Here is a 25,197-nt window from a genome sequence, read left to right on the forward strand (position 1 = left end):
GGCATGACCGTGAAGGCGATCGCATTGTTGAAGCGCAAGCCCGGAATAAGCCGGGAGGCGTTCGTGAAGCATTATGAGACGTCGCACGTGCCGCTGATGATGGGCTTGCTGCACGGCGTGACCGATTATCGCCGCAACTATGTGAGCGGCGTCGACAGCGTCGCCGGGCCGGCCGCTGCGCCGTTCGGCTATGACTCGGTGACCGAGCTGTGGTTCGAGGACCGCGCCGCCTTCGACGACGCGATGCGCGTGATGGCCGATCCCGAGCGCGGGCCCAAGGTGGCAGCGGACGAGGAGCATTTCATCGACCGGCCGGCGACGCAGATGTTCCTGGTCGAGGAGCATGGGCCGGACCGGTCGACGGGGCGGTAGCCTCCTCCCCGTCATCCTGACGGAAGTCAAGATCCATTAGCGGCAGCGTTGCGCCTTATCTTCATCGCTGCGGCGAATGGATGCCGGATCAAGTCCGCGATGACGCAGAAAATAGGGAGAGACGCATGGCAAGGCTGCAAGGCAAGGTGATCGCCGTCGCGGGCGGCGGCGGAATCGGGGATGCGCTGGCGCGGCGCTTTGCCGCGGAGGGCGCGTCGGTGGTGCTCGGCGATCTCGACGGCGCGCATGCGCGGGCTGTGGCCGACGAGATCGGCGCCGCCGCGGTGGGAACGGAGCTGAACGGCGCCGACGAGGGATCGGTCCAGGCGCTGGTCGCGCTGGCAGTCGAGCGCTTCGGCGGGCTCGACGGCTTCCACGCCAATTTCGCGAGCTTCAGGGACGGGCTGATCGACCTGCCGGCGATCGAGCTGCCGCTCGACGTCTATGACGAGGTGATGGCGATCAACGCGCGGGGCTATCTGCTGTGCACGCGCCATGCCGTGCCGGCGATGATCGCACGCGGCGGCGGATCGATCGTCTATACCAGCTCGGGCGCGGCGCATGTCGCCGACGATACCCGCGCCGCCTATTCGATGAGCAAGGCGGCCGGACATGCGCTGATGCGCCATGTCGCCGTGCGCCATGGCCGCGACGGCATCCGCGCCAATGCGATCGCGCCAGGGATCATCATGCATGCGAAGCTCGCGGCATCGGTGCCGCAGGGCTTCGAGCAATGGGCGAAGAGCCGCACGCCCTACAAGCCGCGGCTCGGCGGGCCGGAGGACATCGCGGCGCTGAGCGCGCTGCTTATGTCGGACGAGGGGGCCTATATCACCGGGCAGGTGTTGAGCGTGGATGGTGGGTCGTCGATGCGGCCGTGACTTCTTCGTCCCCCTCGACAGAGGGGAGATGAGATCGCTCACACCGTCGCGACCGGATTCACCGGGGAGCCGACGCTGCCGGGGAGGCGCCACGGGGGGGCGGTGAGGAGGAAGGCGGTGCGGCCGTGCGCCTGCAGCCAGGCCTTGAGCTCGGCGAAATGCCACATCTCGCCGAGATGGATGCCGAGCTTGAACAGGCAGAGCTCGTGCAGCGGCAAGAGCGTATGGTCGTGCGGGTCGCCGTCAGTGCCGACGAAGTCGGTCTGCTCGACCGCTGGCGTGTCCGAGCAGAGCGCGGCGATGCCGCTCTCGTCGATCCAGCGCAGCAGCCTCTGGTCGCGGCCGTCGAGGCCGGGGGAGGCGAGGACGCGCGGCTTGTCGGGATCGCGGTTCATCGAGAGGATCAACTTGTCCGCGCCCGAGTGGAGGCAGAGCATGTCGCCGGCGCGGATGTCGACCCGCTGCGCCTCGATCGCGCGCATCAGTGCGTCATAGTCCACCCAGGAGGGCTGGCCGACCAGATCGAGCAGTACGCCGCGGCCCTGCACGCCGGTCGCTGCCAGATGCTCCATGCCGAGCGCTCGGGCATAGGGGCCGCCCTCGGCCGGGCCGACGAGATGCTCGCCGGCACGATAGCCGTTATAATAGACTTTCTCCGGCACGCCGTCGCCGTCCGCGTCGAACAGGCCGCCCCAATGGGCGAAGCTGTCCCACTGTGTCGAATATTGGCTGTAGATCACGACCGCGTCGTCGCAGCTGATGTCGCGGCTCGGCAGCTCCTCATAGCCGACATTATACGGATAGAGGCCGTCGGCGAACTCGGGCGCGAACAGCTTGGGCGGCTGGCGCACGCCGCCGCTGAGCAGCGTGCCGCCCGGATAGTCGAGCGGCAGGCTGAGCGAGAAACAGATCCCTTCGCGCGCCTCGGCAAGGCCGGCGCGGCGGCGCTCGGGGGTGATCAGATTCATCCGGCCAAGCTGATCGTCAGGGCCATAATCGCCCCAGTTCGATCCCTCGGGGCGATTCTTCCATCGTGGGCCGCCGGCATTCATGCTTTTCCGCTCCTCGAACCGGTCATTCCTTGTGGCAGCGTCCCTTCCGCCGGAAAGCGGGTTTGACGCAGGCCACGGGGATGGGCTCGTAAAACGGATCGGGTCCGCGCGGAACCGTCCAAGGCTTTTGATACCGGGATTTTCCGAGATGCCGGCACGGACCGGGGCGCGGGAATCGCTGAGGAGAGGTAACGATGAAGACAGTGCGCATCGGGGGCGCGTCCTCCTATTACACCGACAGCACGACCTCGGTGCCGCAGCTGCTGAAGGCGGACCCCTGCCCGCACTATCTAATGTTCGACTTCATGTCCGAAGGCACGATCGGATCGATGGCGCGCTCGATGGCGAGCGATCCGGACGGTGGCTATGCGCGCGACCTGATGACCATCCACATCGCCGGCAGCCTGCACGACATCGTCGCCAAGAAGGTGAAGCTGATCGCCAATGCAGGCGGCATGAACCCGAAAGGCTGCGCCGAGGCGATCGAGGCGATGCTGAAGGAGCGCGGTGTCGCGCTGAAGGTTGCCTATGTCGATGGGGACAATCTCCTCGCGCGCGAGGCGGAGGTCCGCAAGATCGCGCCGACCGAGATGTTCTCGGGTGAGCCCTTCCCGGAGAAGGTGGACAGCATCAACGTCTATCTCGGCGCCTTCCCGATCGCGCAGGCGCTGGCCGAGGGCGCGGACATCGTCGTCACCGGGCGCTGCGCGGACAGCGCGCTCGGCCTCGGCCCGCTGATCCACGAATTCGGCTGGAAGGCGGACGAGTGGGACAAGCTGTCGGCCGGCACCTTGGTCGGCCATCTGCTCGAATGCGGTTGCCAGGTGACCGGCGGCACCTTCACCGACTGGGAGGACGTGCCCGGCTGGGAGGATGTCGGCTTCCCGATCGCCGACGTCTCGGCGGACGGATCGGCGGTGATCACCAAGGCCGAAGGCACGGGCGGCCTGGTCAGTGTCGGCACCGTCGCCGAGCAGCTGCTCTACGAAGTCTCCGATCCGCAGGCCTATATCGTCGCGGACGTGGTATGCGACTGGTCGGGCGTGACGCTCCGGCAGGTCGGCGAGAATCGCGTCTCCGTCTCCAATGCGCGCGGCTATCCGGCAACCGACACGTACAAGGGCGTAATCAGCTACGAGGCGGGCTGGCGCGGCAGCTACAGCCAGGTGATCATCGGCATGGACGCGGTGCGCAAGGCACAGCGGCAAGGCGAGGCGCTGGTCGAGCGCGGCCGGCGGCTGCTTCGTGGCAGCAACCTCGGCGAGTTCCTGCGCACCGACGTCGACCTGGTCGGCGCCGAGACCGCCTATGGGCCGCATGGCCGTGCCGCCGACGTGCGCGAGGTGTTCATGCGCGCATCGGTCGACCACAAGGAGAAAGCGGGGGTCGAACTCTATTGCCGCGAGGCGCTGGCCTCCACCTCGGCGATGGCGGTGGGATCGACCGCAACGATCAGCGTCGCGATCACGCCGCTCTCCAAGCTGTTCCTCTTCCTGATGCCCAAGAGCGCGGTGGAGGTGAGCATCGTCGTCGCCGGCAAGCGCATGGCTGCGCCACAATATGGCGGCCAGCGCTTCGATCCGGCTGCACTGGTCCGTCCGGCGCCGCCATCCGGCGCCGAGACGTCGGACGACATGACCGAAGTGCCGCTGATCAAGCTCGCCTGGGGCCGCAGCGGCGACAAGGGCAATCTGTTCAACGTCGCGGCGATTGCGCGGCGTCCGGAATATGTGCCTTATATCCGCGCGTCGCTGGATGCGCAGGTGGTTGCGGATCGCTACGCCTTCCTGTGCGATGGCGTGCAACCCAAGGTGTCGACCTTCGAGGTGCCCGGCTTCCATGCGGTGAATTTCGTCGTGCATGCATCGATGGACGGCGGCATCCTGATGTCGCCGCGGATCGACAATGCCGCCAAGGGCATGGCGCAGCAGCTGCTGGAAACGCCGATCAAGGTGCCGGCAGCCCTGGTGGGTTAGGTCCGGACCGAAAACGGCTGCCCAATTGGAAAGGACGGAGAGGTGGACCCCCTGCCGTATCGGCACTTCGCCGGCGGGAGAAGAAGCGATTGCTACGAAAAGCATGAAAAATTTGAGATCGGCGCATCAAATTGCGTATTGATGCCCGTTAAATCGATTTGGTGCCCCAAGACCGCGGTGTCGCGACGAGAGGAGAAGGTAGAATGACCGTGACCGTGGAGGATCTTGCCCGACGCGTGGCCGCGATGGAGGACGTCGCTGCCATCACCCAGCTCAAGCACGTCTATCTGCGCGCCTGCGATCGCAAGCAGCCCGAAATCGTGCGCGCCTGTTTCATCCCCGATGCGGTTATCGATTTCGAGGGCTTTCCGGTCTTCACCAATCGCGACGAGTTCGTCGACCTCTATGCACGCTTCGGCTGCGTTCCCAACGTGATGGACATGCATCACATGCAGAATCCGATCGTCACGCTGACGGGACCGGATACCGCCGAGGGTCTTTTCGACCTCTATTTCTTCCAGATCGATACCAAGGCGCGTACGCTGATCCAGCTCGCATCCTCCTATGAGGACAGCTTCGTAAAGCGTGACGGCAAATGGCTCTTCGCGAAATCCAAGTCGCGCCGGCTTTCCTTCCTCTCCGAGGAGGTGAGTGCGGACGGCATCGTGCGCGTCACCGGGCTGGGCGAGCAGACCGGCGTGGCATTCGGCCAGGCCGCCGACGCGGCCTAGGCTCTCCGAGTTCGTTCCGGTCGCCGTCCCCGCCCGGAAAGCGCGGTATGGAAAGAGCTGGAGCGGTCGATCCGATGCAAGCGGATCGCAAACCGCGCTAGCCGATCGTCTTCAGCTTCGGACTGGGTGGCAGCGGCGTCACGGGTTCCAGCACGACGAAGGGCAATTCTCGTCCGTTACGCGCCGTTTCCTGCGCATAGGCGCGCACGAAGGGCTGCTCCTTCGCCATGGCATCCAATATCTGCTCGCGCTCCTCGCCCGCCGCGACGTGGCCGATCGCGTCGTAGCGGCGGCGGCCGAAGCGAAAGGCGCAGAGCGGCGTCTTGCGGATGTTGCTCGTCCAATGGGGATCGGTCGGGCCGCCGCCATTGGATCCGGTGAGGATCAGCTTCCCTTGCCAGACATAGAAGGGCAGCACTGTTTCGCGCCGGCGGCCGGATGCACGACCGATGGTGGTGAAGAGGATCACCGGCGTATAGCTGCCGCCGCGCGCCTTGGCATATTGCCAGGTTACGAACGAAAAGCCGGTCCATCGCACGAGCAGGCGATCTATCGCGAGCCCCCACTGGCCGCGCAATATGATCCATCCCGTCCGGCCGCCCGACGAAAAGCGCTGTCGTTCCTGAATTTCTTCCGCGGTCAATGCCATGGCCATCCTCCCGCATCCCGTTGTCGAATGCTGTTGGACTCAGTCTAGCATTGAGAGAGCCGTCCGGCGAGGTCTCGTCCGACGGTCCGGCTACGCTCGCTTCCGGATCGTCCGGCCGCTGCCGATCAGGCGAGACATGACGAGGTCCGTGGCGGCCCCCGGCCGGATCCGCGCCGTGCCGGGCCGTACCGAAAGCGCCGCACCCAGCGAGAATTTGCCGGAGCGCAGGCTGGTGCGTGCGAGCTTCCACCAGAGACGTGAATTATAGTCCTGGATCAGCGCCTCGCTGACGTCGTCGAACGGCCGCCTGCGGGTCAGCGCCGCATAGACGCGAAAAAGCACGCTGTTGATCCTGTTGAGCGTCTCGATGTCCGGCACCGGCTGGCCGCCAGAGACGTGGAGCGTGACGAGCCGCGCGGCCTCGGCCGATCCTTCGCCGAAGATCGGGGCATAGACGCCGGTCAGCACGGCCTCGGCGCTTTCCATCATCTTGGCGGTGAACGCCTTGGAGGCACCGCCGGGATGGCAGCGATAGAGCAGCAGCGGCTCGTCTATGCGCGCGATCGTGCCGAGCTTGCCGATGCGGTGATAGAGATCGAAATCTTCGGCGAACAATATTTCCGGGCGCGTGAACGGGCTCAGCGCGCGCGCCGAGGCGCCCCGTATCATCGCGGTCGACCATACCAGCGGATTGCGCAGGTGGCTCAGCCAACGCAGGAAACCGGGCGTCGTGACGGGCGGCCCGTCGTCGGGGCGCCGGCGCCCCTGGATCAGCTTGTCCGCCTTCGCGGCGACGATCACCGTTTCGGGGTGGGCATCGAGATAGGCGGCCTGGCGGGCAAAGCGGTCCGGCAGGCATATGTCGTCCTGGTCCAGCCCGGCGATGTAGCGTCCGCGGGCGGCCGCGAAGGCGCGGTTGCGCGTCTTCACCGGCCCCTGATTCTCCTCCGCCTCGATCAGGCGCACGCGTGGATCGCGGGTGTAGGTGCGCAGCACCTCGCGGGTATCGTCGGGCGAACAGTCGTCGACGACGATCAGCTCGAAATCGCCCATCGTCTGCGCGAGCACGCTCTCGATCGTCTCGCCGACCAGCGTGGCCCCGCGATAGGCGGGCATGATGACGCTGACGACGGGATCGCGGCTCATGCCACCGCCCGCGCGACGGGCAGCGGCGCCGGGCGCCGCGCCTGCTGCGCGAGAAGCTGCTCCACGATGCGGAAGCCGACGCCGTTCTGCCACAGCCAGAGGCCGTTGGCCTGGCCGGAGAAGCTCGGTTCGCCGCCCAGATCGCCGTGCGGCACGAAGCCGGCGGCCAGACCGATGCCGAACAGGTCGGGCACCGGCTCGCCGTCCGCGTCCACGATGCGGCACTGATTGTCGACCATCGCCGGGCGTCCCAGGCTTTCCGAAGCGAGCGCGATCGGCTGGCCGTCGCTGCCGAACAGCGGCAGAGCGTGCGGCCGATAGCCCAATGCGGCGACGATTAGGTCGGCCCGGTCGAGGATCGCCACCGCCTCGTCGTCGGCCGGCCCGGTGATGCGGTGAAGCCGGAAGCGCGGATCATTCTGCCGCCCACCAATGCCGAGCGCTTTCATCACCAGCTCGCGCGCCTCCAGCCGGAAGCCGGCGAGCCGGTAGACGAAGCCGCTGACCGGGCAAATGTCCTGTGGCCCGAAATCGTCATAGCCCTCGGCCAGCGCGGCCGAGGCGGAGGGGTAGAAGGGTCGCAGCGGACGGCGGTGGAGCAGGGTGACGGAGCCTTCGGCAAGCTCCAGCGCAGGCTCGCCCTTCAAGAGCTTGTTGGCGGCGGTGACGGCACTGGTCGATCCGCCGATGATCGCGATGCGCGGCCGTGCGCGCCCCGCGATCCGGCTGCGAACGGTTTCGAGGCCGCTCAGCGAAAGCACCTCGTCGGACTGGACGAGCTTGTCCTCGTAGCGGTCGGCCAGCGGCACGCCGGCGACATATTCACCGCGCAGCTGCGACAGCGGCTGGTGGCCGCCGGTCGCGATCACCAGCGTGCGCGAGAGGATCTCCGCTTCACCGCCGGTCGCGCGATCGCGGATGCGCGTCTTCCACAGGCCCTGGGCGGTGCGTTCGGAGCGCAGCACCTCCTGGCCGGTGAGTACCGAGCCGCCGGCCCCCTCGACCAGCGCGTGCAACCTGTCGCCGAGCACGTCGAGGAAATCGCCGACCTTGGTCAAGGGCACGCCCAGATCGCCGATATGGCCCGAAATCTGGCGTGCCGCGCCGTGGCTGGCCAGCGAGGAGATGGACGGGAAGGTCGAATCCTTGATGCTGGTCAGGAAGGTTTCGGCGGTGCTGTCCGAATTGATCGCATAGCCGCCGAGCTTGCCCGCACCGATCCGCTCGTTGCGGTCGATGATCGCGAGGCCGGCCTGGGCGAGCTCGCCGAGCCGGCCGAGCTTGGAGGCGGCGGTGAGCAGCGCAGTGCCGGCAGGGCCGCCGCCGACGATGACGGTCTGGAGTACGGGATGGAGAGTCATGCGCGGCCTCCTGCTGCGCGGCGGGGAAGGGAGACGTCGGCCGGATCGGCAAGCCTGCCGGTTGCGGCCTCGAGACATGTCGTGCGCAGCGCGTCGCAGATCGCGTCCACATCCTCGATCGCCATCTGATCGACGATCGGCAGCGAGAGCATGCGCGCCGCCACGGCATCGGTCACCGGCAACGGGCCGAAGCGGCAGCGCTCGCGGAACCAGGGCTGCTCGGCCAGATGCGGGCTGAAATAAGTGCCGACGCCGATGCCCAGCTCGGCCATCCGCGCCATGATCGCGGCACGCTGCGGCGCCAGCGCCTCGGGCAGCAGCAGCGGCATGAACTGGGGCGACTGCGATTCGCCCAGCATCTGCTGCAGCTGGAAGTCAGGCAGGCGCGCGCGGTAGCGGCCGGCGAGCGCCGTGCGGTGCGCGACGACGGCGTCGATCTCGCCCAGTTTCTCGAGCGCGAGCAGCGCGTTGATTTCGCCCAGCTTGGCATTGAGACCGGGCATCGTCGCGGTGCGCGGCTCGCCGAAGCCGAAATTCGCCATCTCGCGCAGGGTGTGGATCAGCTGGGTGTCGGCGCTGTAGATCAGGCCGCCTTCCGCCGTCGCGAAGGTCTTGGTGGCATGCATCGAGAAGACGATGGAGAAAGGCGCGCCGGTGCCAAAGCCGAGCCCGCGCTCGTCTCGCGCGCCGAGCGAGGCAGCGGCATCGACCACCACGCCCGCCTCGTGCCGTCGGCCGAGCCAGATGTAGCGATCGAGATCGATCGGGTTGCCGAACGTCGCATAAGGCACGATCACCGCGACGCGCCCGCGATTCTGGCGCAGCAGCCGTTCCTCGGATTCGGGGGAGGGGCACCAGCTATCCGGATCGATGTCGCAGAACATCGGCGTGAGGCCGGCCCACATCGCGGCCTGCGCCGTCGCGGCGAAGGTGAAGGAGGGCATCAGCGCGATGCCGCTGTCCTTGGAGCGGACATGCGCTTCATGGCGGATGGCGAGCATCAGGCCCAGCGTCGCATTGGCGACGCCCAGGCATTCGCCGCGTCCGCCAAAGAGCCGGTCGCGAACCTGGCTTTCGAATCGGCGCAGCACGGGGCCGTTGTTGCTGTAGATGCCGGAGTCTTCGAGCGATTCCAGCGCGCCGCGCAATTTGCTCAACTTGGGCGGGTTGGGCCTGATCAAAGGATAACGCATCGCATGTCTCTCCGTGCGGCGCGTCGGTTCTCGATTAGGATGGATGGAGGCGCCCCACTGGTGTGACGCTATGCTCATCTATGTTTAATAAAAAGTTTAGAATTTGACATTAACCCTGATTTTTCGGGGTGTTCGCGCTTCCCGCCGGAGCCCGGAGGCCCACACGGCCGCGCAGCGCCAGTTCCGCCTTCAGATCCGCCGGTTTCGGTGCCCACAAAAAACCGAAGCTCACCGCGCCTTCGCGCGATTCGACCGCATGGTGGATGCGGTGCGCCTGCACGATTCGCTTCATGTAGCGGCTGCGCGGCACGTAGCGGTGGGCGATTCGACGGTGCACGATGACGTCGTGGAAGCCGAAATAGATGGCTCCATAGGCGGCGATTCCCGCGCCAGCCCAGGCATAGCCCGTCCCCCAGCCGAGTCGCACGCCGGCGAGCAGCAGGAGAATCGAGGGTATGGCGAAGATCACCGCATACCAGTCGTTCGCCTCGAACGGGCCGGTGCGCGGGCGATGATGGCTTGCATGCAGGAACCAGCCGGGGCCATGCATGATCCAGCGGTGGGCGACATAGGCGAAGAGCTCCATCGCGCCGATCGTCGCCAGGAAGAGAAGGATGCCGCTGGCAATCGCCATGGCGGCGCTATAGCCTTGCCCGACGCCCAGGGCGAGCCGTTCCGTGCGCGGCGTTGCTTGTGTTCAGCACAGGCTCAGCCGGGAAGCGGTTGATGCGCGCTTTTCCGCTGGGGATCGAAACCGATGCATCGTCTGCTCTTGCTGGCTCTTCCCATCTTGGCCCTGTCCGCCTGTGCGACGATGAGCGTCGAGCAGCGCGTGGAGAACAAGTTGGTCGAAGCGGGCCTCAATCCGCCCATGGCGCGTTGCATGGCGCACCGCATGGTGGACAAGCTCTCGGTCAGCCAGCTTCGTCAATTGTCTCAGTTTGCAGGTCTGCGTCACCAGGACGGCAGCACGCTGACCGTCGACGAGCTCGCCTATAGGCTGCGCGCGCTGAACGATCCGGAGATATTCGCTGTGGTTGCTTCGGCCGGTCTCAAATGTGCAATTGCAGCATGAGGTGAGCGGGCGGGCTTTCCATCCCCGCCGGGTTATGCTTTAGGCCCGGGCGGAATCGGAATCATTGGGGAAAGCCACGCGATGAATATCCATGAATATCAGGCCAAGGAGCTGCTGGCGAAATTCGGTGTGGCGATCCCCGCCGGCTATGCCGCGCTGACCGTCGATGAAGCGGTCGCCGCCGCGGGCAAGCTCCCCGGGCCGCTTTATGTCGTCAAGGCGCAGATCCATGCCGGCGGCCGCGGCAAGGGCAAGTTCAAGGAACTCGGGCCGGACGCCAAGGGCGGCGTACGCCTTTCCAAGACGCTCGACGAGGTGCGGGCGAACGCGACCGATATGCTCGGCAACACGCTCGTCACCGTGCAGACCGGCGAGGCCGGCAAGCAGGTGAACCGCCTCTACATCACCGATGGCGCCGACATCGCGAAGGAATATTATCTCTCGATGCTGGTCGACCGGAAGACCGGCCGCGTCGCCATGATCGTGTCCACCGAGGGCGGCATGGACATCGAGCAGGTGGCGCACGACACGCCCGAGAAGATCCGCACCATCACCATCGACCCGGCCGAGGGCTTCCAGCCGCATCACGGCCGCGCCGTCGCCTTCGCGCTCAAGCTGAAGGGCGATCTCAACAAGCAGGCGGTGAAGCTCGCCGAGCAGCTCTACAACGCCTTCGTCGCCACTGACATGTCGATGCTCGAGGTCAACCCGCTGATCGAGACCACCGACGGCAAGCTGCTGGTGCTCGACGCGAAGGTGAGCTTCGATTCGAACGCGCTGTATCGCCATCCCGACATCGTCGCGCTGCGTGACGAGACCGAGGAGGATCCGGCCGAGATCGAAGCGAGCAAGTACGACCTCGCCTACATCAAGCTCGACGGCGATATCGGTTGCATGGTCAACGGCGCCGGCCTCGCCATGGCGACGATGGACATCATCAAGCTGAACGGCGCCTTCCCGGCCAACTTCCTCGACGTCGGCGGCGGCGCGACCAAGGAGAAGGTCACCGCGGCGTTCAAGATCATCCTGAGCGATCCGGCCGTGAAGGGCATCCTGGTCAACATCTTCGGCGGCATCATGCGCTGCGACATCATCGCCGACGGCATCGTCGCGGCGGCGAAGGACGTCAGCCTGTCGGTTCCGCTGGTCGTCCGCCTCGAAGGCACGAACGTGCAGCAGGGCAAGGACATCCTCGCTAATTCCGGCCTGCCGATCGTGGCGGCCGACGATCTCGGCGATGCGGCGAAGAAGATCGTCGCGGAAGTGAAGAAGGCCGCCTGATCCCCCCGGGGGGCAGCGAGCCGCGGAGTATTGAGGAGGTGAGGCCATGAAGGTCCTGGTGCCCGTGAAGCGGGTGATCGATTATAATGTGAAGCCGCGGGTGAAGATGGACGGCAGCGGCGTCGATCTCGCCAATGTGAAGATGTCGATGAACCCGTTCGACGAGATCGCCGTGGAAGAGGCGATCCGCCTGAAGGAGAAGGGCGTCGTCACCGAGATCGTGGCGGTCTCGGTCGGCGAGGCGAAGGCGCAGGAAACGCTGCGCACTGCGCTGGCGATGGGCGCGGACCGGGCGATCCTGGTGGTGTCCGAGGGCGAGGTGGAGCCGCTGGGCGTCGCCAAGCTGCTCGCCAAGATCGTCGAGGAGGAGGCCCCCGGCCTCGTGATCCTCGGCAAGCAGGCGATCGACGACGATTCGAACCAGACCGGTCAGATGCTGGCGGCGCTGACGGGCCGTCCGCAGGGCACTTTCGCCTCGAAGGTCGAGGTCGAGGGCGACAGCGTGAAGGTGACGCGCGAGGTCGATGGCGGCCTCGAGACGGTGAGCCTCAAGACGCCGGCGATCATCACGACCGACCTGCGCCTCAACGAGCCGCGCTATGCCTCGCTGCCGAACATCATGAAGGCCAAGTCCAAGCCGCTCGCGCAGAAGACCCCGGCCGACTACGGCGTGGACGTGACGCCGCGCCTCAAGACCCTCAAGGTGTCCGAGCCGCCGAAGCGCGTCGCGGGCGTGAAGGTTGCGGATGTTGACGAGCTTGTCGCCAAGCTCAAGGCGATGGGAGTTGCGGCATGAGCGTGTTGGTCCTGGTCGAGCACGACAATGGGTCGGTGAAGGACGCGACCCTGGCCGCGGTGACCGCCGCGGGCAAGCTGGGCGAAGTCCATGCGCTGGTCGCAGGCTCGGGCGCGCAGGGCGCGGCGGATGCGGCGGCGAAGATCGCCGGCGTCGCCAAGGTGCTGCTGGCGGACGATCCCGCTTATGCCAATGCGCTGCCCGAGAATGTGGCGCCGCTGGTGGTCGATCTGATGGCGGGTTACGACGCGTTCGTCGCGCCGGCCACCGCCAATGGCAAGAACATCGCGCCGCGCGTCGCCGCGCTGCTCGACGTCATGCAGATCTCCGAGATCCTGTCGGTGGAGAGCGCCGACACCTTCACCCGGCCGACCTATGCGGGTAACGCGATCGCCACGGTGCAATCCTCTGACGCCAAGAAGGTGATCACGGTGCGCGGCACCGCCTTCGAGAAGGCGGCGAAGGAAGGCGGCAGCGCGGCGGTCGAGGCCGTTGCGGGCAAGGGCGATTCTGGCCTGTCGAGCTTCGTCGGCGCGGAAATCAGCAAGTCCGAACGTCCCGAGCTCACCTCGGCAAAGATCATCGTGTCGGGTGGCCGCGCGCTGCAGAATAGCGAGAACTTCCACACCATCATCGAGCCGCTGGCCGACAAGCTCGGCGCGGCGGTCGGCGCGAGCCGCGCGGCGGTGGATGCGGGTTATGTGCCCAACGACTATCAGGTCGGCCAGACCGGCAAGATCGTCGCTCCGGAAGTCTATATCGCGGTCGGCATCTCCGGCGCGATCCAGCACCTTGCGGGCATGAAGGACTCCAAGACCATCATCGCCATCAACAAGGATGAGGACGCCCCCATCTTCCAGGTGGCGGACATCGGCCTCGTCGGCGACCTCTTCAAGGTTGTCCCGGAACTGACCGGCAAGCTGTAAAAGGCCGGGCCGGTGATCGCGCGACGCCTGCGGGTCACCGGCCGGGTCCAGAATGTGTTCTTTCGCGACTGGACGGCCGAACAGGCCCGCGCGCTCGGCATAGACGGCTGGGTACGCAACCGTAGCGACGGCAGCGTCGAGATCTACGCGATTGGCGCGCCGGAATTGATCGAGACCTTTGTGGCGCGCTGCCACGAGGGCTCGCCTGCCTCGCGCGTGGCCGAGGTGGTGATCGAAGAGGACGAGGTCCGGCCCTGTGAGGGCTTTTCCAAGATAGCGACGGTTTGAGCCTTCATCCTCCCCGGAACGGGGAGGGGGACCGCGCATAGCGCGGTGGAGGGGCCGCCGCCCGCAACAAACGAGTCGCGCGTGGTGGGCGTTGGCCCCTCCACCACCCTACGGGTGGTCCCCCTCCCCCGTTGGGGGAGGATGAGATGAGACTGCTCGCAGCAACATATATCCACCGATCGCCGACAGCAGCGATCCGCCCAGCACGCCGATCTTCACCTCGTCGACCAGCAGCGGGTCGCCGAAGGCGAGGCCGCCGATGAACAGGCTCATCGTGAAGCCGATGCCGCAGAGCATGGCGAGGCCATAGACCTGCAGCCAGCTAGCGCCCGCCGGGCGCTCGGCGAGGCCAAGCGCGACGGTGAGGCGCACGCTGGCGAAGATGCCGATCTGCTTGCCCGCGAACAGGCCGAACGCGACCGCGAGCGGAAGCGGCGACAAGATCCGGGCCGGGCCGATCCCTGCCAGCGAGACGCCGGCATTGGCGAAGCCGAACAGCGGCACGATGGCATAGGCGACCCATGGGTGCAGCCCATGCTCCAGCCTGTGCAACGGTGAAGGCGTGTCCTGCGACGCCGGCCGGATCGGGATGGTCAGCGCGGCGAGCACGCCCGCAATGGTGGAGTGGACGCCTGACAGCAGCACCGCCAGCCACAGCGCCGCGGCGAGGGCCAGATAGGGCCAGAGCACGGTGATGCCCCGTCGGTTGAGCGCGACCATCAGAGCGAAGATCAGCAGCGCGGCGGCGAGGGCGGCGAGGTTCAGCGAGGCGGTGTAGAAGACCGCGATGATCGCGACCGCGCCCATGTCATCGACGATCGCCACCGTCGTCAGAAACAGCTTCAGCGAGGCGGGCACGCGCGGGCCGAGCAGGGCGAGCACGCCGATCGCGAAGGCGATGTCGGTGGCGGCCGGAATTGCCCAGCCGCGGACGAGGCCGGGCTCGCCGCCGGCGATCAGCAGATAGACGAGCGCCGGCAGCGCCATGCCGCCGGCCGCGGCGAGGATCGGCAGGATCCGGTCCGACGGCCGGGCGAGATCGCCATCGACGAACTCGCGTTTTATCTCCAGCCCCACGAGCAGGAAGAACAGCGCCATCAGTGCGTCGTTGATCCAGTGGTGCACGCTCAGAGGGCCAAGCTTGGCGTGGAGCGCGTGGAAATAGGCGTCGGCCAGCGGGCCGTTCGCGACGATCAGCGCCAGCGCGGCGGCCACGATGAGGATGATACCGCCCGCGGCCTCGCTGCGCAGGAACTCCTGCAGGGGCATGCTGCGGGTGGGGGCAGGGGGTGCCACGCTTCCTCCGTTGGGATAGGCCTGTCGAGACTAGGCCATAACCACTGTCATGCGGCTCGTCATCCCGACGAAAATCGGGATGACGGGGTTAAGCGGCATGCGCTCTCCTTCGAGGGCGCCGTTTTCGCTGAGAAATCTCAGCGCACCGTGAACAGGATCTGGTCGACCGGCTTACCAAGCGCGTCGAGCAGCGTGATGCGATGGAGGCCCGGCCCGGCGAGCACCAGCGGGCGGGCGTCGGCGGGGCCGAGGTCCTGCCGGTCCATGGCGAGGCGATGGCCCTCGACTGCGCCGGTCACGTCGATGCGGATGCGCTGGCGGTCAATCGGGATGTCGGGATCGAGCGCATAGACCGCGCCCGAGACGGGATCGGCGATGCGGGGGCGACGCGCGCTGCCCGGTGCCTGGGCGAGCGCCGCCTGGCCCATGCCGGCGAGGAAATAGTCGCGCCGGGACTGCTCGATATTGCCGGCGAAATGCACCAACCGCTGCTCGACGCCGGCCGGGCGGGGCGGCTCGGCGCTCGGGCGGTCGCGGTGCAGCGCCAGCATCACCTCGCGCCAGACCGGGGCGGCGCCGCTGGTGCCCGAGACCGCCTTCATCGAATCCCCCTCGAGATTGCCGATCCAGACGGCGACCGTGTAGCGATCGGAAAAGCCGATGCACCAATTGTCGCGCATCGCCTTGGACGTGCCGGTCTTCACCGCCGCCCAGAAGGGCAGGCGGAGCGCGGAATCCAGGCCGAAGGTGGCGGCGCGCGCACCCGGATCGGCCATCATGTCGGCGACGATCCAGGCGGCCTGGGGAGAGAAGACGGCGCGCGGCGCGGGTGACGGATCGTCGGTGCGGATGCGGAGCGGCGCCCAGCGCCCGCCATTGGCCAGGGTACGATAGGCATTGGCCTGTTCGAGCAGGGTGACCTCGGCCGAGCCGAGCGCCAGGCTGAAGCCGTAATAGGCGCCGTCCTCGGTGAGACCGCGATAGCCCGTGTCCCACAGCCGATCCCGGAAGGAATCGACCCCGGCGAGCAGCAATGTGCGCACCGCCGGCACGTTGAGCGAGCCGGCGAGCGCGCTGCGCACCGAGACCGGCCCCTTGAACTCGTGATCGTAATTTTGCGGCACGTACAGGCCCGAGGCGGTGTCGAGCTGGACGGGGCTGTCGTCGAGGATCGAGGCGGGGGTGAGATAGCCCTTCTCGATCACCTGTCCATAGAGGAAGGGCTTCAGGGTCGAGCCCGCCTGGCGATAGGCGTCGGCGCCGTCGACCTGCGCCGCGGTGGAGGCGCCGCCGATGCCGCCGACATAGGCGAGCACGTCGCCGCTCCTGTTATCCACCACGACGACCGCCCCGTCGCGGGCGCGGTCGGGGCCGAGGCCCTGGAGCTGGCGGGCAAGCGCGATGGCGGCGATGCGCTGCGCCTGCCGGTCGAGCGTCGTGGTGACGCGCATGCCCGGCGCGGTCAGCAGCTTGCGCGCGAGATGGGGAGCGAGGCCGGGATCGAGGGCGAGGCGCCGCGCGGAACCGAGCATCGCGAAGGCGGCTGCCTGTATCGCGCGGCAGTCGGCGATGCGGCCGATCGTGCAGGCGCGGCGGGCGACCTCGTCGGGCCCCGCCTGAGGCGCGGGCAGAAGGGCGGTGAGCAGCAGCGCGTCCTGGCTGGAAAGCGCATCGGGCGCCTTGCCGAACAGGCCGTAGGCGGCCGCGCCGATGCCCTGGGATTCGCCGCGATAGCCGGCGAGGTTGAGATAGGCCTCGAGGATCTGCGGTTTGGTCCAGCTCTGCTCGATGCGCATCGCGGCGCGCATCTGCCGGGCCTTGTCCCACCAGCCGCGTGCGCCGGGCCTGGCGAGGTCGGGCGCGAGGAAGCCGGCGAGCTGCATCGAGAGCGTGCTCGCCCCGCGCTGCGGCCCCTTGCCTTCGATGCGATCGCGCAACGCCGAGACGATGCCGATCCAGTCAACCCCGCGATGCCAGAGGAAGCGCTTGTCCTCGGCGGCGATCAGATCGGTGCGCAGCGCCGGCGCGATCTTGTCGAGGGGCGTCCAGGCGAGGCGGCGGACGTCGAAATCGACGCGCTCGCTGTCGATCAGCTGGCCATTGCGGTCGTAGAGCCAGGCTTCGCTGGGGCGCCAGTTGGCCCTGACCTCGACATAGGAGGGGAGCGATGGTGGGAGGGTGACGATCCAGAGGGTCGCGAGAATGAGGGCGAGGAGGGCAAGCGCGGCGTAGATCGCCTGGCGCCGGCGCGAAAGCGCGGCGAAGGCGTGGAGGCGGGTGCGGAAGGTCATGTTGGGCGAGACGGGCGCCTCTCATCCTCCCCCAAAGGGGGAGGGGGACCGACAGCCGAAGGCTGGTGGTGGAGGGGCGAGCCGGTGCGGAACGTGATGCCGCTTGCCTGGGGTGGGCGGGAGCCCCTCCACCATGCTGCGCATGGTCCCCCTCCCCGTTCCGGGGAGGATGAGGAAATGGCTCACCGCATCGCCACCGTGACGGGCCGGTTCGGCAGGGCGCCGCGGATCTGGGGGGAGTACATCGCTTCCACCCGGGTCGGCGGCATCTGGAAGGTGCCGACGCCGTTCAGCCGCACGGCATATTCCACCGTCGCCTTGCCGCGCGGCAGCCAGTTGAAATAGGCGCGCCAGGCTTCCTGCGAGCGTTCGATATAGCTGGGCGACCAGCCGTCGCCCCCGCTCGCCTTGTCGCTCAATATCTGGGACTGGCCACCGAGGCCGCCGACGATGGTCGCGCCCGCGGGGATGGGATCGTTGATCACCACCCAGCTGCGCGCGGCATTGGCTTCCACCGTGATGCGGACCTTGAGCACGTCGCCGCGGGTGAGCTGACCGGGCTTGCGGCGCTGGAGCACGCTCACTTCGCGGGTGATGCGATAGCCGCCGAAGAAGGGCTGGGTGAGCGGCACCGCGGCACGCACCGATACCATCGCCCAGGGACCGGCGCCGCCCGACTGGCTCAGCAGCAGCGGCGTGGCGCTGCGCGGCAGGGCCAGCGACAGCGGCGCGGCGTTGGCGGGCATCGGCCAGCTCTGGCTGCGGCTGGCCGCGCCGAGGCTGGCGGTGGTCGTGCCTGCGATCGCGGTCGCCGGATAGATGCTGGCGAAGCGCCGCGCGAGGATCGTGCCCCAGGCATTGGCCGGGGTGGTGTCCCAATGGCCGCGCTGCTGGCGGGTGGCGATGCCGATCATCATGCGCGGCCCCTCCTGCTGCCAGCCGGGGCGGCCGAGTACGGCGAGCAATGCCTTGATCGCCATCTCGTCGCCGGAGATCATCATCCACCAGGGCGGATCGGCGGTGTCGGTGAGGTCGAGCCGGGCGCCCTCATAGGTGATGCGGGTGCGCAGCACGGCCTCGGCCTGCTGGCGCAGCGCCGGATTGGCGCCCTTAGTGCGATCGATCGCCGCCATCCACTCGGCGAGTACTGCGGTCGGCATCTCATTGGGGGCGATCCCGGCCTGGCCGAGCAGCTCGGGCGTCGAGGCGCCGTTGCGGGCCAGCGCGGCGAGCGCGGCGACCTTCAGGAAGCGTTTGTCGCCGCCATAGTCGCTGGTGCGGTCGATCCGCCCGTCGACGACGCCCTTCAGCGCCTCGATCATCCTGGCGCGCCCGCCCTCGGGCACGGGGAAGCCGGCTTCGGCGGTGATCGACAGCGCATAGGCGGTGAGTTCGGGCGAGCCTTGCAGCGTATCGCCCGGGAAGTAGCGGAGCAGCCCGTCGCCATCGAGATAGGTCGGCATGTCGCCGGCAAGCCGCGTCCAGGCGCCGAGATCGCCCGCCACCACGGCTTTCGACAGCCGCTGCTCGAAGCAGCCATAGGGATAGGCCGCCATATAGTCGCGCACGCCGGCCAATGGCGGGGCGAGCGTGTCGGTGAGGCGGATGTCCACCGCGCCGCGGCCGGGCAGCGCGCCGGCGGGCGGCGTGATCGGCAGCGGCCCCTGTTCGCCGACGCGGGCGAGGGTGGCGGCCCAGGTCTCGACCGGAACGGCCGGCACGATGGTCTGCATCGCGGTCATCGCGTCGGCGTTGCGGCCGTCGGCGGTGCGGGCATTCACCTTCCAGGTGACTTGGCCGACGCCGGCCGGGGCGGGCACGTGCCAGGTCACCGGCGCGGCGCCGCCCGGCGGGATGGTGACGGTCAGCGGCGGGGCGCGGCCGATGCGGGGCATGGTCTCGGCATTGGCCGTGACCGTCATCGGCCGGTCCGATCCGTTGCGCAGGGTGAAGCTCGCCCCGTAGAAATCGCCGGTGCGCACCACCGGCGGCACGCCGGAATAGATACTGAGGTCCTGCGTCGTGCGGATCGACAGGTCGCCCGTGCCGAAGCGGTTGGCACCGGCGGTCGCGATCGCGACCAGCTTGAACGAGGACAGCGAATCGCTGAGCGGCACGGCGATCCGTGCATGGCCCGTCGCATCCAGCGGTACGCGCGCCTTCCAGAGAAGGACGGGGCGGAAATCTTCGCGATTCATCGCCGCCATGTCGCCGCCGCCACCGCCGCCCGCGGCTACCGCCTTGCGGCCATAATGGCGCTTGCCGACCACCTGGGTCTGGGCGGTGGAGGTGAGCACGGAGAGCGGGCGATCGCCCATCATCGCATCGATCAGCTTCCAGCTCGGATTGGGCTGGAGCTGGAGCAGCGCCTCGTCCACGGCGGCGAAGGCGATCTCGGCCTGGGCGGGCGGCTTGCCGCCCTCGCCGCGCACCGAGACCTGCACCTCAGCGGTATCGCGCACCCGATATTTGGGCTTGTCCGCCTTCACCTCGACGGCGAGCTGATGCGATTCCCAGCCGACATTCACCTCGGCCATGCCGATCCGGTAACTGGGCTTGGCGAGATCGACCAGCGCGGTCGGCCGCGCGCCCTCGCGGCTGAAGAAGGGCAGATGCCAGCGCCGGGCGAAGTCGGCGAGCCACAGCCGCCAGCCGGCGATGCGGCCGCGCACCGCCATCACCGACACATAGACGTCGGGCGCATAGCTGCCCGGCATCTTCACCTCGACGACCGGATCCTTGCCCGACAGCTCGGTGACGAAGCTGGAGAGCACGCCCTCGCGCTCGACGGTGACGAGCGCGGTGGCCGAGCGGAACGGCATGCGCACCTGGAAGCGCGCGGTCTCGCCCGCCTTGTAATCCTTGCGCTCGGGGATCAGGTCCATCCGGTCGCCATTGTCGCCGCCGAACCACCAGTCGTCCGCCCCGGCCAGCCAGACCGAGGTCACCGCGCGAGCGACATTGCCATTCTCGTCCGTGGTGGTCGCGACGGCGTAGACCTCGCCCGAGACGGCCGGATCGATCGCGCAGCTCGCCAGGCCCATCTCGTCGGTCCGGGCCGAACAGTTCGCATCGATCTTCGTGGTCTTGGCGTTGTTGTCATAGGCGTAAAAGCCGCCGATCAGCCGCCGCCGCGCGGACAATATCTCGCGGCTGTAGAGCGCGACGCTGATCTTCTGGCCGCGGATCGGATGGCCCTCGGGATCGATCGCGACCAGCTTGAGGCGCAGATCGTCGGCCTTCATCATCCAGCCGTCGGTCTTGATGCCGAGCCGCACCGCGGACGGATAGAGCGGGATGCGGCGCGAGGCGGTCAGCGTCTCGCCATTGGCGTCCTGATAATCCATCTCGACCGTCATCAGCGTCGGATCGTCGATCGCCTGCGGAATATCGACGGTGGTGCGCCCCGTGCCCTGGCTGTCGAGCGTGACCGGCAGGGTCTGCGCATTGGGCAGCGGCGGCGTGATCGCGTTGTTGTCGCCATCGAGCGGCTCGGTGCCTTCCTTCACCGCGCGGCCGCCGAAGGTCCAGCCGTCCCAGCCTCTGGGCGATTCATAGTTGGTCGAGAAGGCGGTGCGGATGCTGACCGGCAGCGAGGCCGCGCCGCCGCCGGAGAGATAGCCGACATAGAGGTCGAGCGGCATCGAGGTCGGCCGCACGGCGGGCTGCTTCGGCCCGGTCACCGTCGCGCGCATCGTCGGCAGGCGATATTCGTCGACGCGGATCGACTGGCTCGAATAGATGGTCTTGTCGCCGATGATGAAGCTCAGGTCATAGTCGCCGAGCGGCGCGCCCTTGGGGGCCGCCCAGGTGGTCGCGCCGATGCCGTCGACGCCGATCAGGAAGGGCATCTCGAACTGGGTGTCCGAGCCGCGATGGCTGAGCCGCAGCGTGCCCTTGAGCGCGCCGGCATAGGTGAAGCCGGTGGCGATCGGCCGGCGCAGGATGTGCTTCATGTTCACCGTCTCGCCCGCGCGCAGCAGGGTTCGGTCGAACACGGTGTGGAGGATGTTGCTCGCCTTCTCATAGCCGAAGCTGAGATCGAAGTCATAGGGGCGGATGCCTTCGCCCCAGTCGGTGAGGGTGAAGCTGAAATCGTCCGCCTTGCGCGCCGAGACCATCAGCGCGTGATTGTCCTTGTCGTCGCAGCTGCTGTAGGTCTGCGGTTCCGGCAGGCCGCCGGCGGGGATGAGCAGCCGGCCGGTGCCGTCGGTGGTGCCGCGGGCGAGCGTCCGTCCCGAGCAGCTGTCGGTCACCGCGACCTGGGCGCCGGCCACCGGCTTGCCGCTGTCGAGCGCGGTGACCCAGGCGAGCGAGGCGGCGCGGCCCCATTTGAAATGGACCGCCATATTGGTGACGAGCGCGCCGGCGGAGACGTAGCGCGGCGCGTTGCGGCCGAGCAGCGCCTTGCCGAGCCGCGGCGAGGCGAGCTCCACCACATAGAAGCCGGGCGACTTGAGAGGAATGCCGACCACCTCGAACGCCTTGCCCTGGCCGGGCAGCGCGAGGTTCAGCGGGCTCGCATTGCCCTGGGCAGTGAGGATCGAGGCATCGCCGGTGTGGTTGACGGTGACCGACTGGCCGCCATGCTTTTCCTCGCGGAAATCATTCTCGTTCGCCTTGGCGATGGTGCGCAGCCAATTGGCCACCGCGCCATCCGACGCGGCGACGCGGGCGACCTTGCCGCCGACGCCTGCCAGCTTGCCGGCCAGCGCCGGCTCGACGTTGCGCACGGTGACCGGCAGCACGGGATCGCCCGCCTCGATGATGCCGAAGGGGGCGGCGAACTTCACCAGCGGCGGCGCCTGGTCGATCCGCACGTCGAGCGGGAAGCGCTGCGCATTTGCGAGCGGCCGGCCGCTCTCGTCCTTGACGCCGCCCGGCAGCAAGACGCGCGCGGTGATCGCCTCGGGCAGCGGCGCGGCGAACTTGACCTCGGTGACGGTCGCGGAGGTCCTGGCGTCGCCGCGTTCCTCGTCGTCGTCGCTGCTGGCGGAGAGGGTGGGCGCGATCGTCTTGCCATTGCCGACGTCCAGCCGGATCTGCTTGGCGAGGCTGGTGGCGATCGGCGCCGTGAAGCGCAGCCAAGCCGCCTCGACCGGGCTGCAGCCGGCCTGCGGATTGACCCGCGAGCATTCGAAGCGCGCCTCGAACGCCTTGCGCACGGTGAAGTCGAAACGCTGGTCGGCACCCGCGGTGCGGCCGCCCGCGCCCTTGATGCCGGCACCCCAGACGAGTGCCATGTCCCGCCCCGGCGGCAACGGCCGCCGGCATTTGAGCGCGACGATCGAGGATGTGGCGCGCGCCTTGTCTCCCGCGGCGGCAGGCAGCTTCTCGGGCAGGCCGGCTTGGCTCAGGAACTCGCGCGCCTGCCATTGGCCGCCGAGGCCGTCGATCACCTTGCCGGCCGTGTCGGCGGGCAGCAGGTCGACGGCGATCTTCTCGCCGATGCCATCCACCGCACAATAGGCGTTGGCCGCGACCGAGGCGGGATCGGCCCGCACATTGGCGGCGACGAGGAAGACCTGATCCTCCTCGATGTCACCATTGTAGCGGCTCGGCAGCACCGCACGCGCGGTCGGCCCGCCGGTGTCGACCGTGAAGCGGTTCTGGCCGGTGACGGCGAGCCCGTTCACGCTGGCGAGCCCCGGCCGCAGCGTGAAGGCGCAGGTCACGCCGCCGGGCAGCGGCTTTTCGAACTCGTAGACATAGGTGGTCTGGTCGGTCCAGCGGCCGGTGCCGCCGGTCGGGCAGGAAACGGCGAACGGCCCCTGCGCGCGCGGATCGCCGAGCGGCACCATCGCGTCGGAGAAGCGCACGGTGAAGCGGTCGATCGTGCCATAATCGCCGGTCCCCGGCGTCGCCATCACCACCTGCGGCGCGGTATCGCCCGAGGCCGCGACAGGCCCCAAAGCGAGCGCCATCACCGCCAGACGAATGAGCCAATCGCGCATCGATCCCCTCGCCCCTGTATCTTGGGGGCGGAGATTGGCGGCTAATGTGCGGGGAATCCAGTCGAAACGATCGGGGTGGGGCGATACACCCGGAAATCCACTCGTCTCCCCGCCTGAATGGGGGCGATGATAGTTGATCCGAAGCGGAACTTCGCGCCTGTGCTCCACCCACCGGGTTTCGCGGGCGGGCAGAAAGCGCTACGCCTTGCTCCGCCTATGCACATCTACCTGCCGATAGCCGGGCTGTCCGTGAACGTGCTCGTCATCGTCGGGCTCGGCGGCGTCGTTGGGCTGCTTTCCGGCATGTTCGGCGTCGGCGGCGGCTTTCTCACGACGCCGCTGCTGATCTTCTACGGCATACCACCGACGGTCGCGGTCGCCTCCTCGGCGACGCAGATCACCGGCGCCAGCGTCTCCGGCGTGTTCGCGCATATGGGGCGGCAGGGCGTCGACTTCCGCATGGGCACGGTGATGGTGGTAGGCGGCGTGGCGGGGTCGATCGCGGGGGCGGGCGTGTTCCGGCTGCTCCAGGAATCCGGCCAGATCGATACGGTGATCGCGCTCGTCTACGTGATCCTGCTCGGCGGCATCGGCCTCCTGATGGCCAAGGAAGCCGCGACCAGCATCGGCGCGCTGCGCAGCGGCAAGCCGGTGCCGAGCTCCGGGCGGCGGCACCATCCGCTGATCGCCAGCCTGCCGATGCGCTGGCGCTTCTATCGTTCCGGCCTCTACATCTCGCCGTTGGCGCCGTTGGCGCTCGGCTTTCTGACCGGCGTGCTGACGGTGACGCTGGGTGTAGGCGGCGGATTCATCATGGTGCCGGCGATGATCTACATGCTCGGCATGTCGACGCGCGTCGTGGTCGGCACCTCGCTGTTCCAGATCCTGTTCGTGACGGCGGTGACGACGATGGTGCATGCCGTCACCACCCAGGCGGTCGACATCGTGCTGGCCGGGCTGCTGCTGATCGGCAGCGTGACCGGTGCGCAGATCGGCGCGCGCATGGCGGCGAAGACGCGGCCGGAATGGCTCCGCCTGTTCCTGGCGCTGATCGTGCTGGCGGTGGCGCTGCGCATGGCGCTGGGGCTCGGCTGGCGTCCGGACGAAATCTATTCGGTCGATCCGCTGTGACGCGGCTCGGCGCATGGCTGATCCTTGCGCTGGCGCCACTGCTGCTCGCAGCGAGCGCAGACAAGCCGCGCCTCGTGCCGGACGTGTCCCAGCGCGAGATCAGCATCGCCTACAGCTTCACCGGCGCGGAGCTGTTGCTGTTCGGCGCGATCCTCTATCCGGACGGGCGCATGCCGGACAAGGCGCCGGACATCGTGGTGGTACTGAAGGGGCCGTCCGATCCGATGCTGCTGCGCGAGAAGGCGAAGGTGCTCGGCATGTGGGTGAATGCGGAGAGCGCGCGTTTCCGGTCGGTGCCGGGTTTCTATGCGATCGCCTCGTCGCGCCCGCTCAAGACGCTGGTCGACGAGCGGACGGCGGCGATCTACGAACTCGGCCTCGCCAATCTGCAGCTGTCCCCCTCCAGTGGCGCGCTGCCCGAGGATCAGGCGCGCTTCCAGGCGGGGCTGGTCGATCTCATGCGCCGCCGCGGCTTGTTCGACGAGCAGAGCGGCAGCGTCGAGATCACCGATCGGGTGCTCTATCGGGCACGGCTGTCGATCCCGGCGCGCGTGCCGGTGGGCGCCTATACGGCGGAGACCTTCCTGATCCAGAATGGACGCGTCGTGGCGGTGGCGGTGCGCGACATCGTGATCGACAAGTCGGGATTCGAGCGCTTCGTGGCCAATTCCGCCCAGCGTTGGCCGTTCAGTTACGGGCTGGTCGCGGTGCTGCTCTCGCTCCTGTTCGGCTGGGCCGCCTCCGCCGGGTTTCAGCGTATGCGCCGTTAACCCTAAGAGAAATCGTTAATCTCTTGGC

20 protein-coding genes are annotated in these 25,197 nt (G+C 67.9%); 11 read left to right on the top strand and 9 right to left on the bottom strand.

What is annotated here, in order from left to right; all coding sequences use genetic code 11:
* Positions 1-3 precede the first annotated feature (3 nt).
* Together GQY20_RS02315 and GQY20_RS02320 are read left to right on the top strand one after the other, a co-directional pair.
* Positions 4-372 carry an EthD domain-containing protein gene (locus GQY20_RS02315; protein ID WP_157215419.1) on the top strand — a complete coding sequence of 123 codons (369 nt, stop codon included), beginning with the start codon at positions 4-6 and terminating at the stop codon, positions 370-372.
* A gap of 125 nt (positions 373-497) precedes the next feature.
* The gene (locus tag GQY20_RS02320; protein WP_157215420.1) at positions 498-1,253 is read left to right on the top strand and encodes an SDR family NAD(P)-dependent oxidoreductase; all 756 of its coding nucleotides are present in this window, start codon (positions 498-500) and stop codon (positions 1,251-1,253) included.
* A gap of 38 nt (positions 1,254-1,291) precedes the next feature.
* Here GQY20_RS02320 and GQY20_RS02325 read toward each other — a convergent pair whose 3' ends face one another.
* Positions 1,292-2,305, bottom strand: a complete 1,014-nt coding sequence (locus GQY20_RS02325; protein ID WP_157215421.1) for a cyclase family protein — start codon at positions 2,303-2,305, stop codon at positions 1,292-1,294.
* A 194-nt stretch (positions 2,306-2,499) separates the two neighbouring features.
* On the opposite strand from GQY20_RS02325, the gene GQY20_RS02330 reads away from it, so the two are divergent.
* Together GQY20_RS02330 and GQY20_RS02335 are read left to right on the top strand one after the other, a co-directional pair.
* A complete protein-coding gene (locus GQY20_RS02330; protein ID WP_157215422.1) occupies positions 2,500-4,281 on the top strand; it encodes an acyclic terpene utilization AtuA family protein in 1,782 nt (593 codons plus the stop codon).
* A 203-nt stretch (positions 4,282-4,484) separates the two neighbouring features.
* Entirely contained in the window at positions 4,485-5,012 is a 528-nt protein-coding gene (locus tag GQY20_RS02335) for a nuclear transport factor 2 family protein (RefSeq protein WP_157215423.1), read from the top strand.
* A gap of 97 nt (positions 5,013-5,109) precedes the next feature.
* Here GQY20_RS02335 and GQY20_RS02340 read toward each other — a convergent pair whose 3' ends face one another.
* The 5 genes from GQY20_RS02340 to GQY20_RS02355 all read right to left on the bottom strand — a co-directional run bounded on the left by GQY20_RS02340 (position 5,110) and on the right by GQY20_RS02355 (position 9,995).
* Positions 5,110-5,661 (bottom strand): nitroreductase/quinone reductase family protein, encoded by a 552-nt coding sequence (locus GQY20_RS02340; protein WP_157215424.1) that lies wholly within the window; start codon positions 5,659-5,661, stop codon positions 5,110-5,112.
* A 90-nt stretch (positions 5,662-5,751) separates the two neighbouring features.
* Positions 5,752-6,807, bottom strand: a complete 1,056-nt coding sequence (locus tag GQY20_RS02345; protein WP_157215425.1) for a glycosyltransferase family 2 protein — start codon at positions 6,805-6,807, stop codon at positions 5,752-5,754.
* Positions 6,804-8,168 (bottom strand): FAD-dependent oxidoreductase, encoded by a 1,365-nt coding sequence (locus tag GQY20_RS32410; protein ID WP_232475848.1) that lies wholly within the window; start codon positions 8,166-8,168, stop codon positions 6,804-6,806. The genes GQY20_RS02345 and GQY20_RS32410 overlap by 4 nt, the downstream gene beginning before the upstream one ends.
* A complete protein-coding gene (locus tag GQY20_RS32415; protein ID WP_232475849.1) occupies positions 8,165-9,361 on the bottom strand; it encodes a DegT/DnrJ/EryC1/StrS family aminotransferase in 1,197 nt (398 codons plus the stop codon). The genes GQY20_RS32410 and GQY20_RS32415 overlap by 4 nt, the downstream gene beginning before the upstream one ends.
* A gap of 109 nt (positions 9,362-9,470) precedes the next feature.
* The gene (locus GQY20_RS02355; protein ID WP_157215426.1) at positions 9,471-9,995 is read right to left on the bottom strand and encodes a sterol desaturase family protein; all 525 of its coding nucleotides are present in this window, start codon (positions 9,993-9,995) and stop codon (positions 9,471-9,473) included.
* Between the two features lie 123 nt (positions 9,996-10,118).
* Here GQY20_RS02355 and GQY20_RS02360 point away from each other — a divergent pair, with 123 nt between their 5' ends.
* From GQY20_RS02360 to GQY20_RS02380, 5 genes are all read left to right on the top strand, one after another.
* Complete coding sequence (locus GQY20_RS02360) at positions 10,119-10,436, top strand: hypothetical protein (RefSeq protein WP_157215427.1); 318 nt, start codon at positions 10,119-10,121, stop codon at positions 10,434-10,436.
* Between the two features lie 81 nt (positions 10,437-10,517).
* Positions 10,518-11,717, top strand: coding sequence for an ADP-forming succinate--CoA ligase subunit beta (sucC, locus tag GQY20_RS02365; RefSeq protein ID WP_157215428.1), 1,200 nt, complete (start codon positions 10,518-10,520; stop codon positions 11,715-11,717).
* Between the two features lie 46 nt (positions 11,718-11,763).
* Positions 11,764-12,513, top strand: coding sequence for an electron transfer flavoprotein subunit beta/FixA family protein (locus GQY20_RS02370; RefSeq protein ID WP_157215429.1), 750 nt, complete (start codon positions 11,764-11,766; stop codon positions 12,511-12,513).
* Positions 12,510-13,439, top strand: coding sequence for an electron transfer flavoprotein subunit alpha/FixB family protein (locus GQY20_RS02375; protein ID WP_157215430.1), 930 nt, complete (start codon positions 12,510-12,512; stop codon positions 13,437-13,439). Before GQY20_RS02370 ends, GQY20_RS02375 begins: the two co-directional genes overlap by 4 nt.
* Before the next feature lie 12 nt (positions 13,440-13,451).
* Positions 13,452-13,727: an acylphosphatase gene (locus tag GQY20_RS02380; RefSeq protein WP_157215431.1), complete on the top strand. Its 276-nt coding sequence runs from the start codon at positions 13,452-13,454 to the stop codon at positions 13,725-13,727.
* A 108-nt stretch (positions 13,728-13,835) separates the two neighbouring features.
* On the opposite strand, the gene nhaA is transcribed toward GQY20_RS02380, so the two are convergent.
* The 3 genes from nhaA to GQY20_RS02395 all read right to left on the bottom strand — a co-directional run bounded on the left by nhaA (position 13,836) and on the right by GQY20_RS02395 (position 23,268).
* Positions 13,836-14,996 (bottom strand): Na+/H+ antiporter NhaA, encoded by a 1,161-nt coding sequence (nhaA, locus tag GQY20_RS02385; protein WP_157216119.1) that lies wholly within the window; start codon positions 14,994-14,996, stop codon positions 13,836-13,838.
* A gap of 164 nt (positions 14,997-15,160) precedes the next feature.
* Positions 15,161-17,314 (bottom strand): penicillin-binding protein 1C, encoded by a 2,154-nt coding sequence (gene pbpC / locus GQY20_RS02390; protein ID WP_157215432.1) that lies wholly within the window; start codon positions 17,312-17,314, stop codon positions 15,161-15,163.
* Between the two features lie 182 nt (positions 17,315-17,496).
* Positions 17,497-23,268 (bottom strand): alpha-2-macroglobulin family protein, encoded by a 5,772-nt coding sequence (locus tag GQY20_RS02395; protein WP_157215433.1) that lies wholly within the window; start codon positions 23,266-23,268, stop codon positions 17,497-17,499.
* Positions 23,269-23,484: 216 nt separating this feature from the next.
* Here GQY20_RS02395 and GQY20_RS02400 point away from each other — a divergent pair, with 216 nt between their 5' ends.
* Complete coding sequence (locus GQY20_RS02400; RefSeq protein WP_157215434.1) at positions 23,485-24,399, top strand: sulfite exporter TauE/SafE family protein; 915 nt, start codon at positions 23,485-23,487, stop codon at positions 24,397-24,399.
* The gene (locus GQY20_RS02405) at positions 24,396-25,169 is read left to right on the top strand and encodes a TIGR02186 family protein (protein ID WP_232475850.1); all 774 of its coding nucleotides are present in this window, start codon (positions 24,396-24,398) and stop codon (positions 25,167-25,169) included. Before GQY20_RS02400 ends, GQY20_RS02405 begins: the two co-directional genes overlap by 4 nt.
* Positions 25,170-25,197 lie beyond the last annotated feature (28 nt).

The sequence above is a fragment of the Flavisphingomonas formosensis genome (assembly GCF_009755815.1).
Classification (GTDB): domain Bacteria; phylum Pseudomonadota; class Alphaproteobacteria; order Sphingomonadales; family Sphingomonadaceae; genus Flavisphingomonas; species Flavisphingomonas formosensis.